The following is a 13854-nucleotide window of genomic DNA, read 5'->3' as shown; positions in this document are numbered from 1 at the left end:
CTCGGGTCAGTGCAGGGCGGGAACCAGGAACAGACTGTTGGCCACCAGCCGCTCTCCCCCTAACCAGAAGTTGCGGAACAGGGGGTTATCCGCCAGCAGCACCACGGCGCCCTTGCCGCTTTTGGCCACCACCGCACTGCCCTGACTGGCCAGGGACTGACGATACTCCGGCGCCATAAAGCCGGACAGCAGAGGTTGGTCGCCATAGCGTCCCACCACCACCCCGCCGCGGGCCTCGAGGACCATCTCTCTGTCCTTCATCATCGGCAGGGTGGGTCTCAGGCCGAAGGCCAGGGGATGGCTGACATCCAGGTCCCAGCCGACGATGGCACCGCCTATGGTGCGTCGGGCATCCTCATGATGGCGCTCGGCAAACTGGATCGGATGCTCCTCAAACTCACGACCCAGCTCCTCCCTTCCCTGGATATCCACCGGCACCATGCCCCAGTCCGACACCTCTCGGGCACCGCCCTGCCAGGCCACCAGCACCCCGCCCCGACGGACAAAGGTCTGAATGCGACTGCTCAGGGCCGGCGTCAGGCTGCGGTAACGGCCATCCACCAGGAACAGATGGGTGAACTCCTCCATGGGCACCCGCTCGGCATACTCACCGTCGATCAGGGTGGGGGCAACTCCCAGCTGCTGATCCAGGTAGTGCCACAGCTGGCCCACCTCATACTGGGAGACATTGCGCCCCACCAGGATCATCGGCCTGACTTCGCTCACCGCCCGAAAGGTTCGGCTGCCCAGGTCGGGGCCATTGAGGGCCTGGCCTCGGGTCACTGCTTTGGCCACCAAGCCAAACTCCTGTTGCACCTGTTGCAGTGCCTGGGCGACGCCGGGCTGATGGCCGTTGATCACCAGGGCCCCCGGAGCCAGATCCAGCTCGCCGTCACTGCCCTGAAGGCGACTGGGCAGCTCGCTGAAACGCACCTGAATTCCCGTGCTCAGCAGACGCTGCAACGCCGCCGGTGAGTGTCTGTCGGACCAGGGGATCACCCAGGCCAGGGCCCTCTGCTGCGGCAGCAGCGTCGGCTGAGGCCGTTGCTCAGCCAACTTGGGCTGACGCTTCACGGTGGCGACATCCAGGTCAAAGGCCAGGTCTACCGCAAAAGCGGAGACATCGTAGAAGGTGTTGTCCTCAAACTCGGTGCGCTTGTCGAACAACGCTTCCACCAGGGCGTAACGACTCTGGGCAAAGGGGATAAACAGGCTGCCCGGGTCAAAGGTGCGCTGTTGCGCAGACACTGACTTGGCCAGGTAGCCGTATTTGATCTTGTGGGCATTCAGCACCTGAGTCAGGGCGTCCAGACGCCCCTGATCTCCCTGGGCAGCGACGATGAAACCGGCGCCACGGCGATCCTGGCCGCGCTCCAGGGAATCGATAAAGAAATCATACTGATACTGTTGCAGCGCCTTCTGCTGATCGAAGCTGCCCCTCACCGTGGAGAAGGAGGTGGCCAGCTGATTGCGAATCGCCTCACCAAAGGTGCGGGGACCAAAGTCGGTCTCCCGCAGATGACCGCGCACCGTCGCCTGCTCGAACAGGATGCCGACACCACCGTTGATGTCCGGGTAGGTGGAGCCCTTACCGTAATAGAAGTCATCAAACGACTCCCGGGAGAAATAGGGCTGACCCAGGGCATCCAGAGCATCGGCATGGTAGTTGCCCAGTGCCGAGGTGAGGGACTGGTTCTGGGAAGGGGTCAACGGGTGGGTGCGGCTGGGCACGCCGGGCTGAAAGAAGTAGCTGCTGTTGTGTCCCATCTCATGGAAGTCGCCCACCACATGAGGCTGCCAACGCTGGAAGACCTCTACCCGTCCGCGGCTTTCCGGGTGTCTCATGTAGAGCCAGTCCCGGTTCAAGTCCGCCAGGAAGTGGTTGACCCGGCCGCTGGGCCAGGCCTGAAAATGCTCCCTGTGCCAGCTGGAACCATTGAGGGTGTTGCCGGTAAAACCGTTGACCCAGTTGGCAAAGCGGTCGTTACCATCCGGGTTTTGGCTGGGGGTGATAAGAATCACCATCTCCTTGAGCCAATCGGCCACCTCCTGGGAGCGGGATGCCGCCAGGTAGTAGGCAAACAGGGTGCCCGCATGCAGGCCGCTGGCTTCATCCCCATGAATGCTGTAGGCCAGCCACACCACAGTGGGCCCGGCAACCCGCTGCCCCTGGGTCACCCTGGCGCGCTGGGCCAGGATCCTGTCCAGCCGCTGCTGATTCTCCGGCGAGGTGATCACCGCAGCGATCTGCTGTCGTCCCTGATGGCTGAAGCCGGCAGACTCCAGAGTCACTCGGTCCGACTCCCGGGCCAGGGTCTGGAAGTAACTTAGCACCTGATCGTAACGCAGATGACGCTCCCCAACAGGACGGCCAAACGCCTGCTGCGGGGTCTGAATGCTGGTCAGATACGCCTGATCCTTAGGGAGCAGGGCAGAGGGGGAGGCCCAGGTGAATCCACATATCACACTGAATAGTAATAAAAAATATCTCATCTTCCGTGAGGTTCTTCTGCTTTTATAGTAGGCAAATGCTAACAGTGGGACCGGTCATGATCCAGCCAAAGCGTGACTGTGATCGCCCTTCAAGGGTGTTATCCGACTTCGCATCGGAGTATGATTCGGATATCCGACTCCACTACTCAGGCTTTAGTCGCAGCAGAGAGCAGTTATGATCACCATTACCGAATCCGCCCAGGGCCACTTCAAGAAGCTGCTGGAGCAGCAGGCCGACGGCACCAACATCCGTGTATTTGTCATCAACCCCGGCACCCCTCAAGCTGAGTGCGGCGTCTCCTACTGCCCGCCGGATGCGGTGGAAGAGGATGACATCACCCTGCCTTTTGAGGGTTTCGATGCCCTGGTGGATGAGAAGAGCGCCCCCTTCCTGGAAGAGGCCCTGATCGATTACGTGACCGACCAACTGGGTGCCCAACTGACCCTGAAAGCCCCCAACGCCAAGATGCGCAAAGTGGCTGACGATGCTCCGCTGAAGGATCGCCTCGACTACATCATCCAGTCCCAGGTTAACCCGCAGCTGGCTGGCCATGGCGGCTTCATCACCCTGATGGAGCTCACCGACGATGGCGTGGCCGTGATTCAGTTTGGCGGCGGCTGTAACGGCTGCTCCATGGTGGACGTGACCCTGAAAGATGGCATCGAGAAGCAGCTGCTGGAAGCCTTCCCTGGCGAGCTGAACGGTGTGAAGGACATGACCGAACACCAACACGGTGATCACTCCTTCTACTGAGCCGTCTCAGACACGACAACGCCCGGCCTGTGCCGGGCGTTTTTTATGGTGTCCAGAGTTCTTCGGGCTTCAGTTTCACCAGATAGTGCCAACCCAGAGTCACCCCGCGCACCAGCATGAAGCCGCAGAGCGCCAGCCACAACCCATGGTTGCCCAGCTCCCGAAAGCCCCACCACAGCAGGAAGAAGCTCATGGCGGAGACCAGCATGGCATTGCGCATGGCCCGGCCCTGGGCTGCACCGATGTAGACGCCGTCAAACAGGAAGCAGCTGAACGCCAGCAGCGGCAGCGCCACCACCCAGGGCAGGTAATGCAAGGCGTGGCTGCGCACCTCCTCGATGTCGGTCAGCATCCGGATCATCCCCTCTCCGGCCAGGGCAAACACCAGGGTAAACAGCAGGGCAGTCACTGCGGACCAGAACCAGCCCAGCACCACCGCCTGACGCAACTTATCCCTGTCCCTGGCGCCCCAGGCGCGCCCCACCTCCACCTCGGCGCTGTAGGCGAAGCCATCCAGGGCGTAGGAGATCACCAGCAGGAAGTTCATCAGCACCGCATTACCCGCCACCACGGAGTCTCCCAGCCTGGCCCCCATCAGGGTGACAAAGCTGAAACAGAGCTGCAGACACAGGGTGCGCAGGAAGATGTCCCGGTTCAGCTTCACCAATCGTCCCATGCCGCTGAGTTTAAGCTGCCACTGCAGCTGCCTGCCCTGTCGCAGCTGACGCCATACCAGCACCGCCGCCAGCGCCATGGTGCCGTATTCGGCCACCAGACTGGCCCAGGCCGCGCCAGCCACCCCCCAGCCCAGGCCAACCACAAACAGCACGTCCAGCAGGATGTTCAGTCCGTTGCCCAGCAACAGCTGCCACATCGCCACCTTGGGTTGGCCCCGGCCCAACAGGAAGCCCAGCAGCACCAGGTTGGTCAGGGCCGCCGGCGCCCCCCAGATGCGGATGGCAAAGTACTGCGCCGCATACTGCTGCACGTCACCGCTGCCTCCCGCCAGGGGGAGCCCCCAATGGAGGATGGGCCACTGCAACAGCACCACCCCCAGGGCCAGTCCCAATGCCAACAACAATCCCTGCTTCAGCACCTCGAACTGGGCCTGCAGGTCGTCGGCTCCATGCCCCTGGGCCACCAGGGCGGTGGTGCCCATGCGCAAAAAACCCAGCATCCACATGAGAAAGGTTATAATCATCGACCCGACGGCCACACCACCCAGGTAGTAGGCCTCATCAAGATGACCAATTACCGCCGTATCCACCAGCCCGAGAAGGGGAATGGTGATATTGGACAGAATCATCGGCCAGGCCAGGGCGAAGGTACGCCGGTGGGCCTGACGCCGGGAGAGGATGGCGGTAAGGGTCATGGAAACTTGGAACCTGTTATGAAACGAATGACAACACTGGTGTCCCTGCTGGCGATGCTGTGGGTACAGAGTGCAGCAGCGGCGGTGATTCTCCAGTATCACCATGTTAGCGAGGATACCCCCGCCAGCACCAGCGTCACCCCGGCCCAATTCCAGGAGCAGATGGCCTACCTGGCCCAGAATGAGTTCAGCGTGGTGCCCCTGTCCGAGGTGATCGACGCCATACGTCTGGGCAAGCACCTGCCGCCGAAAACCGTGGCCATCACCTTCGATGACGGCTATCAGAATGTGGCGGACAACGCCCATCCGGTACTCAAAGCCCACGGCTTTCCCTACACCCTGTTTGTGGCCATCGAGCCCATAGAGCGCAATTTTGCCCGGATGATGAACTGGGACACCCTGAGACAGCTGTCGTCAGAGGGCGCCGTCATCGCCAATCACAGCTGGGGGCACGAGCACCTGATTCGCCGCCAGGAGGGAGAGGATGAAGCCGCCTGGCTGAACCGCATCCAGGCCAACCTGGAACGCACCGAGGCGGCCATCGACAAGGAGCTGGGCTACAGTGTCCGCCAGCTGGCCTACCCCTATGGGGAGTTCAACCCTGCCCTGCGCCAACGCCTGGCGCAGATGGGCTTTGTGGGCATAGGTCAGCACTCCGGTGCCGCGGGTCCCTACTCCAGCCTGACGGCGGTCCCTCGGTTTCCGGTGGCCGGTCCCTACGCGGACATGGACGCCCTCAAGGTGAAGCTGCACAGCCTGAACATGCCGGTGGTGAAACTGGACGGGGATGAGTCCGAATTGAAGGAGCGCCCCCGACCCATTCTCACCGTTACCCTGGAGGGGGAAGACCTGCGTCGTGACGCCCTGATGTGTTACATCCAGGGGCAGGGCGGCAAAGCCCCCACCTGGCTGGACGAGCACAGCTTCACCATCCAGGCTGACCTGCCGTTACCGGCAGGGCGCTCCCGCTACAACTGCACCGCCCCCAGCCGCAGCAGCGGCGGTTACTACTGGTTCTCCCAGCCCTGGGTTCAGGCCAGGGCCGACGGCAGCTGGCCTAAGGAGTAGCGTCTTTTGGGCTGCTGACCAAGGTTGGTAGCACAAGCCCTGGCTGCTGCTGGGCCATCCAACGACTTATTGGTCCATGCTGTCCGGGGCCAATGAGCCCCATCTGCAGATGGTCCAGGCCGGGGAGGTTCTCCACCTGGACAGCATCGCCCTGAAGTGGCTGCAACACCCCGAATGGGGCGAAAGGGTCCTCATCCGAGGCCAGAATCAGGGCAGGAAGAGAGCTCTCCCTCATCAGTTGGCGACAGCTCAGCTGAGACGGGCTCAGGCCCAGGCGATGCAGAGCCAAACCTACCCCCTCCTCGAGGTCCTCATCGGCGATCATCCGCATGGGGGCGCTGGCAAAACTCCGCTGATACGCGCGGACACCGGTCTCCAGCTCCAGCATGGGCGCCTGGAAGATCAGCCCCGCGACATCCTCGCGGATACTGGCCAGATGCAGGGCCGCCACCGCCCCCATGGAGTTGCCAAACAGATACAACGGCCGCTCCAGATCCTCCTGGGCATCCAGCCATAGACTCAGCAGCGGGGCATCCTTCACCCCGAAGCTGAAGGGGCCGTCACTCTGACCATGGCCTCCCAGGTCCGGCACCAACACCTGATAACCCAATAACCGCCAGTAGGCCGCATTGAGGACCATCGCCTCTTTGTAAATCTGATAGCCGTGGAGCAGCACCACGGTACCTTGGGCGTTGGGCTCCCTCTCCCACTTCAGAGTCAAATAGTCTGTGGTTTCATCCGCCGTCCGGACTTTGACCTTCAGCTGCTTCGCCCCCGGAAAGCCTGCTCGAGTACGGAGGTAACTCAGGCAGCGATTCGGCGCACAAAAGCGTTGGGACTCAAGCTGGGCGACCTCGACCAGTCTCATCTCATCCTCTCCGGGCTGAGGCGCAGGAAAGTCGGTGATCCGGTTGGCCACCAGGGAGGCGCAGCCACCCACGAGCAGGGGCAGCAGCAAAGGGAGGAGCCGTAACATGATACATCCTTGTATTCACATCATATTCCGGAGGATGGGGTCTACCGCTAGCCACCATAGGCGGCGATCTTGGGCAGATCCTCGCGGATGTGGCCCATGGAGACCAGCCTGAGTTCGCCGGGCCCGCCCTGGGGCCGAAACAGGGCTTCCAACTCCCCCCTGGGATTGATCAGGGCGATGTCGGCACTGTGGTCCACCGAGTAGCCGTCCGCCCCGTCGCTCTCCACCATGGCGTACACCAGGCCCATGCTGCGGCTCAGGGCATAGAGCTGATCGTGGGGGCCGGTGATGCCGCGGAACTGCGGATTGAAATAGGTGACGTACTGGTGCAGCCGCTCGGCGGTGTCCCGCTGCGGGTCCACCGACAGCAGCACCACCTGAAGCGGCACCGCCTGAGACAGCTCGTCATAGCCGGACGCCAGGCGGGCCATGGTCCCCGGGCAGACATCGGGGCAGGAGGTAAACCCCATAAACAACAGGGTCCATTGTCCCTGGAGGCTGTCGTTGCTGAAGGGGCGGCCCATGTCATCGGTCAGCTCAAACGGGGCCAGGGGCCGGGGTTCAGGCAGCCACAGGGCCGAGACCTCGGGCGGCTTGCTGCTCCACAGGGCCAGCATGGCACCGGCCCCCAGTGCCACCAGGGCGATGGCCAGGGTCAAGGCGCGACTCACAGTGCCACCCCCAGGTAGTGATCCACCAGAATCAGCACAAACAACGCCAGCAATTGCCAGATGGAGAGCAGGAACAGCTTGATGGCCGAGTCCGGTTTGGGGGCAAACTTCAGCTGCCACGCCCGGGCCAGGAACCACAGACTCAGCAGGGTGGAGCCCATCAGGTAGAGGGCACCGCTCATGCCCACCAACACGGGCAGCATGCAGGCGATCACCAGCAGGAAGCTGTAGAGCAGAATGGAGGTCTTGGTGTACTCCACCCCATGGGTCACCGGCAGCATGGGAATGGCGGCCTTGGCATACTCTTCCCGACGGTGAATCGCCAGGGCCCAGAAGTGCGGCGGCGTCCAGGTGAAGATGATGATCACCAGCAGCCAGCCATGGCCATGGAGATCCCCGGTGACGCTGGTCCAGCCCAGCAGTGGCGGCATGGCCCCGGCCAGCCCGCCGATGACGATATTCTGCGGCGTCGCCCGCTTGAGGAAGCCGGTGTACACCAGGGCATAGCCCACCAGGCTGGCCAGGGTCAGCCAGGCGGTCAGCGGGTTGATGAAGCCATAGAGGATCACAAACCCCAGGATGCCAATCACCAGGGCAAACACCCCGCCCTGCAGCGGGGAGACCCGGCCGGTGGCTACCGGCCGCTTGTGGGTCCGGGCCATCTTCAGGTCGATCTGCCGGTCCAGCAGGTGATTCACCGCCGCCGCCGCTCCGGCCATCAATCCGATGCCGGTCAGTCCCAGGAGCAATACTCTGGGGGAGATCATCCCGGGGGAGGCCAGGGCCATGCCCACCAGGGCGGTGACCAGCATCAGCAGCACTACCTTGGGCTTGGTCATCTCCAGCAGGTCCCGCCACGCCAGTCCCTGACGCCCCTTACTCCATCCAATCACCTTCAGCATGGCACCTCCTCCCCCACAGGGCTTGAACGTCGGGCCCGGGCCCGCAGCAAATAATTGGTACTGACCAGCAGCATCGCCAGCAGCGCGCCGCCGCCGTTGTGCGCCACCGCCACCGCCAGCGGCAGCTGGAACAGCACATTGGCAAGACCCAGCCCAACCTGCAGCAGGGTCATCAGGGCGATGGCCAGCCCCAGGGAGCGCCACAGCGGCCGACGCATCAGTTGCCAGGCCAGATAGAACAGCGAGGCTGCCGTCACCACCGCCCACAACCTGTGGGTCACGTGGATGGTCATCCGCGCCGAATAATCCAGGGTGCCGAACTCATAGCTGTCGGCCCGGGGCTGAACCAGGCGGAACGCAGAGGCAAAATCCAGGTTCTGCCACCAGCTCCCCTCACACACCGGCAGGGTGGTGCACACCACCGCCGCATAGTTGGCCGAGGTCCAGCCTCCCAAGGCGATCTGCACCACCAGCGCCACCAGCGCCAAAGCCGCTGCCCCGCCCAGGGCGGGCAGCGCCGTCGGCAGATGGGGCCGGCGCCTGAGCCACAACAGAATCAACAGACAGAACAGGGTCAGGCCGCCAAGCAGGTGGCCCATCACCACCACCGGCATCAGGTTGAGGGTAACGGTCCACATCCCCAGCGCCCCCTGAAACAGCACCAGGGCCGCCAGGGCCAGGCCGTGGCCCCGCTGGGGGGTGCGCCAGCACTTGACCGCAATCGCCAGGATCAGCAGCCCGAGCAGGGAGGCCACGTAACGGTGGCCCATTTCGGCCCAGGCCTTGGCCACCTCCAGGGGTCTGTCGGGATAGCGGCTCAGCGCCAGATCCGCATTGGCCTGAGCCGCGGTGGGGGTCAGGAAGCCATAACAACCTGGCCAGTCGGGACACCCCAGACCGGCATCGGTGAGTCGGGTAAAGGCCCCCACCAGAATCACGGTAAAGGCGAGGGCGGCGGTGGCCAGTATCAATCGATTCATGGTGCCTCCTATCCGATGCGGGACAACTTGAGCATCTTACGCAGGTCCGTCAGCAGCGCCTTGCCCTGGGCAATCTGCTGATCGCGACCTTGGGCCGGTTCATAGCCCATCACCCACTGTCCCAGGGGATCGACGATCACCAGGGGATAACGCTCGAGTAATCGGCTGACCTGCTCATTGGCTGTGGCCGTGGCGAAACCTCGCTCGCTGAGCAGGCGGGTGGCCTCACTCTGGCCCTGTTGCAGATAGAGCACGGGCACCACCCTGCTCTTCTCCCGCCCCAGGGCCACATGGATCTGTTGCAGCGCCGTCAGCCGATCTTCACATTGGGCATCACAGTCTGCAGGGACCAGGGTCAGCAGCTGCCAGTGCCGCTCCGCAGGGTTCGACTGGGCCATGGCCAAGTAATCGAGGCTGTCCAGCAGGGTCCCCTTGTTGGTACTGCCCCCCTGATACCATCCCTGGTTGAGCACCAGGTAGGCCGCCGCCACCGGAACCACAAAGGCGAGTAACAATAGGATCAATGGTGCTCGGGAGTTCATAGGCTCTCCTCTACTGGTCGCCCCTCATCGTATGAGGGCGGATTAAGTTCAGGACTCAAGGGAGTTGGGTTCCTGAACACGTGTTGTCGGGCGTCGCCACACCAGGGCCACCACCACCACCCAGGCCAGGGCCAGGCCGAACCACTGCATGGCGTAGCCGTGATGCCGCTCCGGCGACAGGGTCACCGGCCGCCAGTGGCGCTCAAACCCCAGGTCGGCGGGCCGATCCACAAACAACAACCAGGGATGCAGCGGGTGTTCCAGCCAGGCGGACAGCTCCTGGAAGTTCACCGCCTGGATGCGGGTGACCGCCCCCTGCTCCGGCAGCAACCGGTTTGCCAGGGGGTTGTGTCCCGGGCGATAGAGCCGCCCCGTCAATTGCAGCCGCTGCGCCACTTGTGGCAACTCAGGCAACACGGCCCTGTCGCGTCCCGATGGTACGAACCCCATGTCCAGCAGCAGCCAGGGTTGTCCTGGGGTCACTTCCAGGGGCAGCAGCCACTGATAGCCCACCCGCCCTGACAGGGTGCGGTTGTCCAGCAGCAGGCTGTGCTCGGGCCGGGGGACACCGCTGATGTTCAGCGGTCGCCCGGTCAGGGCAGGCTCATCACTGATCTGTTCCCAATGCAGTTCCACCCGACCGTTCTGGACCATCTGGGCCAACAGATCCCGCTTCTCCTCCGCCCGCTGCAGTTGCCACCAGCCCAGCTTGACCAGTGCGCAAAATGTCAGCAAAGTAACCAGAGGAACAAGGACCTTCTTTATCATCCGCTTCCGTCACCCGGGGCGGTTACCACGGGACACTGCCATGGAACTCGCCATCAAACTGCTGATCGTCGCCCTGCTGCTGTTCATCATCTTCAACCTGGGCCGGGCCCTGGTGATGATGCTCAGGAGCAAGGACGCCCCAAAATCGATGAGCCATTTCCTGGGACGACGGGTGGCCCTCTCCGCCTTTGTCATCATCCTGCTGATCCTGGCGATGATGGGCGGCTGGATCGCCCCAAACCCCCGCCCCTACTGATCGCCAACGGCGTTTACAGGATGTAGACGAACACGAACAGCATCAGCCACACCACGTCCACGAAGTGCCAGTACCAACTGGTGGCCTGGAACCCAAAATGGTTTTCCGGGGTGAAGTGGCCTTTGACCACCCGGAAGAACATCACCAGCAACATGATGGTCCCCAGGGTCACGTGCAGTCCGTGGAACCCGGTCAGCAGGAAGAAGGTGTTGCCGTACACCCCTGAGCTCAGGGTCAGGTTCATCTCCTGGTAGGCGTGCACATACTCCTCCGCCTGCAGCACCAGAAACGCCAGCCCCAGCAGTATGGTGCCCCCCAGCCACAGGGTGAGCGCCTTTCGCCGGTTCTGCTCCAGACCCAGATGGGCAAAGTGCAAAGTGATGGAGGAGGTCAGCAGAATCAGGGTGTTGTACAGCGGCAGTCCCTGCCAGCCCATGGCCTGGGTGGTTTGTCCGGATGGGGTGGTCTCCAGCGGCCAGATCGCCTCAAATCCCGGCCAGAGCACCTCGTTGGTCATGGCGTTGTTGCCCTCGCCTCCCAACCAGGGCACGGCGATCATCCGGGCGTAAAACAGGGCACCGAAGAAGGCGGCGAAGAACATCACTTCGGAGAAGATGAACCAGGACATCCCCTGTCGGAAGGAGCGATCCATCTGCTTGGAGTAGAGACCAGCCATGGACTCATCGATGACGTTGCGGAACCAGCCCACCACCATCACCACAATCACGGCGATGCCGGAAAGCAGCACATAACCAAAGATGCCGGTGTCACCGGATTTCAGGCCCCCGACATAGTTGCCGGCTCCCAGGGCAATGAGAAACAGCCCCACCGCGCCCACTATGGGCCAGTAGCTCTGTTCAGGTACGTAGTACTTTTCGTGCTTCATCGGATTACACTCCTTTGCCACGCTCTTGCACCTTGTCGGTGACGTTGTAGAGGGTGTATGACAGGGTCAGGGTCTGAATCTCCTCCGGCAGGGCCGGATCCAGATAGAACAGCAGCGGCATCTTGGTCTGCTCGCCCGCGCCCAGGGGCTGATGATTGAAACAGAAGCACTCGATCTTGGAGAAATAGAGTGCCCCCTGGCCCGGGCTCACCGACGGGATCGCCTGACCGATGATCGCGTCGCCGGACAGGTTGCGCGCTAGGAAAGCCACCTGTTTGGTCTCCCCCGGGTGCACCTGGATGCGGTTGATCTCCGGTTCAAACTCCCAGGGCATGGCGCTATGGACCGAGGTGACAAACTCCACGGTCACCAGACGTTCGCGGTTGACCGCCGATGCCTGGGCCGTGGCCGGGCCGCCGGTTTTGCCATTGATGCCGGTCACCTCACAGAAGACGTCATAGAGGGGAACCAGGGCAAAACCGAAGCCGAACATCACCAGGGTGACCAGCAGCAGCCGGGTCACCAGGGCTCGGTTCGCGTCACGGCCAGCCATCACTTCACCTCAGGCGGGGTATCGAAGGTGTGCAGCGGCGCGGGCGAAGCGACTGTCCACTCCAGCCCTTCGGCGCCGTCCCAGGGTTTGGCCGGGGCCTTCTCGCCGCCACGAATGCACTTGATCACCAGGGCCAGGAAGATCAGCTGTGACAGGCCAAAGGCAAAGCCACCGATGGAGACGATCTTATTGATGTCGGCAAACTGCAGGGCGTAATCGGGAATCCGTCTCGGCATCCCCGCCAGCCCCAGAAAGTGCATGGGGAAGAACAGCAGATTGACCGAGATGATGGAGCACCAGAAGTGCCACTTGGCCAGGGTTTCGCTGTACATGTGGCCGGTCCACTTGGGCAGCCAGTAGTAGGCGGCCGCCATAATGGAGAACACCGCGCCGCTGACCAGCACATAGTGGAAGTGGGCCACCACGAAGTAGGTGTCGTGGTACTGGAAGTCCACCGGCGTGATCGCCAGCATCAGCCCCGACAGGCCGCCGATGGTGAACAACACGATGAAGGCTAGGGCAAACATCATCGGCGCTTCAAAGCTGATGGCCCCGCGCCACATGGTGGCCACCCAGTTGAACACCTTTACCCCGGTGGGTACCGAGATCAGCATGGTGCAGTACATGAAGAACAGCTCCGCCGCCACCGGCATCCCGGTGGTGAACATGTGGTGCGCCCAGACGATGAAGGAAAGCAGGGCGATGGAGGCGGTGGCGTACACCATGGAGGCGTAGCCAAACAGCCGCTTGCGGCTGAAGGCGGGCACAATGGCGGAGATGATGCCGAAGGCCGGCAGGATCATGATGTACACCTCGGGGTGACCGAAGAACCAGAAGATGTGCTGGAACAGCACAGGATCCCCGCCGCCGGCGGCATCGAAGAAGCTGGTGCCGAAGTATTTGTCGGTGAGCACCATGGTCACCGCACCGGCCAGCACCGGCATTACGGCAATCAGCAGGAAGGCGGTAATCAACCAGGTCCAGACAAACAGGGGCATCTTCATGTAGGTCATTCCCGGTGCCCGCAGGTTGACTATGGTGACGATGACGTTGATCGCCCCCATGATGGAGCTGATCCCCATGATGTGCACCGAGAACACGAACAGGGCGGTGGAATCGCCGCTGAAGGTGGTGGACAGCGGTGCGTAGAAGGTCCAGCCGAAGGCGGGGCCGCCCCCCTCCATAAACAGGCTGCCCAGCAGCATGGCAAAGGCAAAAGGCAGGATCCAGAAACTCCAGTTGTTCAGCCTGGGCAGAGCCATGTCCGGCGCCCCGATCATCATGGGGATCATCCAGTTGGCCAGGCCGGTGAAAGCGGGCATCACCGCCCCGAACACCATCACCAGGCCGTGGACCGTGGTCATCTGGTTGAAGAAGTTGGGCTCCACCAGTTGCAGACCGGGCTGAAACAACTCCGCCCGAATCACCATGGCCATGGCGCCGCCCACCAGGAACATGGTGAAGCTGAACCACAGATAGAGGGTGCCGATCTCCTTGTGATTGGTGGTGAGCAACCAGCGCTTCAGTCCCCGGCGGGGGGCATGATGGTGCTCCTGTTCAGGGGTTTCGATGTGGCCGACGTCGGCCTGATTCTCTCGCGTTGCTAAAGTCATTGGCCTGTCCTCACTGTCCC

General features: G+C 62.5%; 14 protein-coding genes. 3 read left to right on the top strand and 11 right to left on the bottom strand.

The genetic code is table 11. The features are described from left to right. Positions 1-6 precede the first annotated feature (6 nt). A complete protein-coding gene (locus G505_RS0109810; RefSeq protein WP_028109396.1) occupies positions 7-2493 on the bottom strand; it encodes a M14 family zinc carboxypeptidase in 2487 nt (828 codons plus the stop codon). 175 nt (positions 2494-2668) lie between these two features. Here G505_RS0109810 and nfuA point away from each other — a divergent pair, with 175 nt between their 5' ends. Continuing rightward, positions 2669-3247, top strand: coding sequence for a Fe-S biogenesis protein NfuA (nfuA, locus tag G505_RS0109805; RefSeq protein ID WP_028109395.1), 579 nt, complete (start codon positions 2669-2671; stop codon positions 3245-3247). A gap of 43 nt (positions 3248-3290) precedes the next feature. Here the strand turns inward: nfuA and dinF are convergent, their stop codons facing one another. Beyond that, positions 3291-4619: an MATE family efflux transporter DinF gene (dinF, locus tag G505_RS0109800; RefSeq protein WP_028109394.1), complete on the bottom strand. Its 1329-nt coding sequence runs from the start codon at positions 4617-4619 to the stop codon at positions 3291-3293. A gap of 18 nt (positions 4620-4637) precedes the next feature. On the opposite strand from dinF, the gene G505_RS0109795 reads away from it, so the two are divergent. Then, a complete protein-coding gene (locus G505_RS0109795; protein WP_028109393.1) occupies positions 4638-5687 on the top strand; it encodes a polysaccharide deacetylase family protein in 1050 nt (349 codons plus the stop codon). On the opposite strand, the gene G505_RS0109790 is transcribed toward G505_RS0109795, so the two are convergent. Genes G505_RS0109790 through G505_RS21205 form a run of 6 tightly spaced genes read right to left on the bottom strand, consistent with a single transcriptional unit; the run spans position 5677 to position 10526 of the window. Then, complete coding sequence (locus G505_RS0109790; RefSeq protein WP_084643936.1) at positions 5677-6663, bottom strand: alpha/beta hydrolase; 987 nt, start codon at positions 6661-6663, stop codon at positions 5677-5679. The two genes, G505_RS0109795 and G505_RS0109790, sit on opposite strands and share 11 nt — an antisense overlap. A 47-nt stretch (positions 6664-6710) precedes the next feature. Beyond that, positions 6711-7334 (bottom strand): SCO family protein, encoded by a 624-nt coding sequence (locus G505_RS0109785; RefSeq protein ID WP_028109391.1) that lies wholly within the window; start codon positions 7332-7334, stop codon positions 6711-6713. Next, positions 7331-8236: a heme o synthase gene (gene cyoE / locus G505_RS0109780; protein ID WP_028109390.1), complete on the bottom strand. Its 906-nt coding sequence runs from the start codon at positions 8234-8236 to the stop codon at positions 7331-7333. The genes G505_RS0109785 and cyoE overlap by 4 nt, the downstream gene beginning before the upstream one ends. Then, positions 8230-9216: a COX15/CtaA family protein gene (locus G505_RS0109775; RefSeq protein ID WP_035385269.1), complete on the bottom strand. Its 987-nt coding sequence runs from the start codon at positions 9214-9216 to the stop codon at positions 8230-8232. The genes cyoE and G505_RS0109775 overlap by 7 nt, the downstream gene beginning before the upstream one ends. 8 nt (positions 9217-9224) lie before the next feature. Next, positions 9225-9758, bottom strand: coding sequence for a hypothetical protein (locus G505_RS0109770; RefSeq protein WP_028109388.1), 534 nt, complete (start codon positions 9756-9758; stop codon positions 9225-9227). A gap of 48 nt (positions 9759-9806) precedes the next feature. Continuing rightward, positions 9807-10526, bottom strand: coding sequence for an SURF1 family protein (locus G505_RS21205; protein ID WP_028109387.1), 720 nt, complete (start codon positions 10524-10526; stop codon positions 9807-9809). Between the two features lie 40 nt (positions 10527-10566). Here G505_RS21205 and G505_RS0109760 point away from each other — a divergent pair, with 40 nt between their 5' ends. Beyond that, positions 10567-10782: a DUF2909 domain-containing protein gene (locus G505_RS0109760; protein ID WP_028109386.1), complete on the top strand. Its 216-nt coding sequence runs from the start codon at positions 10567-10569 to the stop codon at positions 10780-10782. 13 nt (positions 10783-10795) lie between these two features. Here G505_RS0109760 and G505_RS0109755 read toward each other — a convergent pair whose 3' ends face one another. The 3 genes from G505_RS0109755 to ctaD are packed head-to-tail and all read right to left on the bottom strand — an operon-like array spanning position 10796 to position 13834. Beyond that, positions 10796-11668 carry a cytochrome c oxidase subunit 3 gene (locus G505_RS0109755; protein WP_035385268.1) on the bottom strand — a complete coding sequence of 291 codons (873 nt, stop codon included), beginning with the start codon at positions 11666-11668 and terminating at the stop codon, positions 10796-10798. Positions 11669-11672: 4 nt separating this feature from the next. Then, positions 11673-12221 (bottom strand): cytochrome c oxidase assembly protein, encoded by a 549-nt coding sequence (locus tag G505_RS0109750; protein WP_028109384.1) that lies wholly within the window; start codon positions 12219-12221, stop codon positions 11673-11675. Then, a complete protein-coding gene (ctaD, locus tag G505_RS0109745; RefSeq protein ID WP_051216044.1) occupies positions 12221-13834 on the bottom strand; it encodes a cytochrome c oxidase subunit I in 1614 nt (537 codons plus the stop codon). The genes G505_RS0109750 and ctaD overlap by 1 nt, the downstream gene beginning before the upstream one ends. Between the last annotated feature and the right edge of the window lie 20 nt (positions 13835-13854).

It is taken from the genome of Ferrimonas futtsuensis DSM 18154, from assembly GCF_000422645.1.
Classification (GTDB): domain Bacteria; phylum Pseudomonadota; class Gammaproteobacteria; order Enterobacterales; family Shewanellaceae; genus Ferrimonas; species Ferrimonas futtsuensis.
The sequence above is the reverse complement of the archived record's forward strand: the minus strand, read 5'-3'. Positions and strand labels throughout refer to the sequence as shown.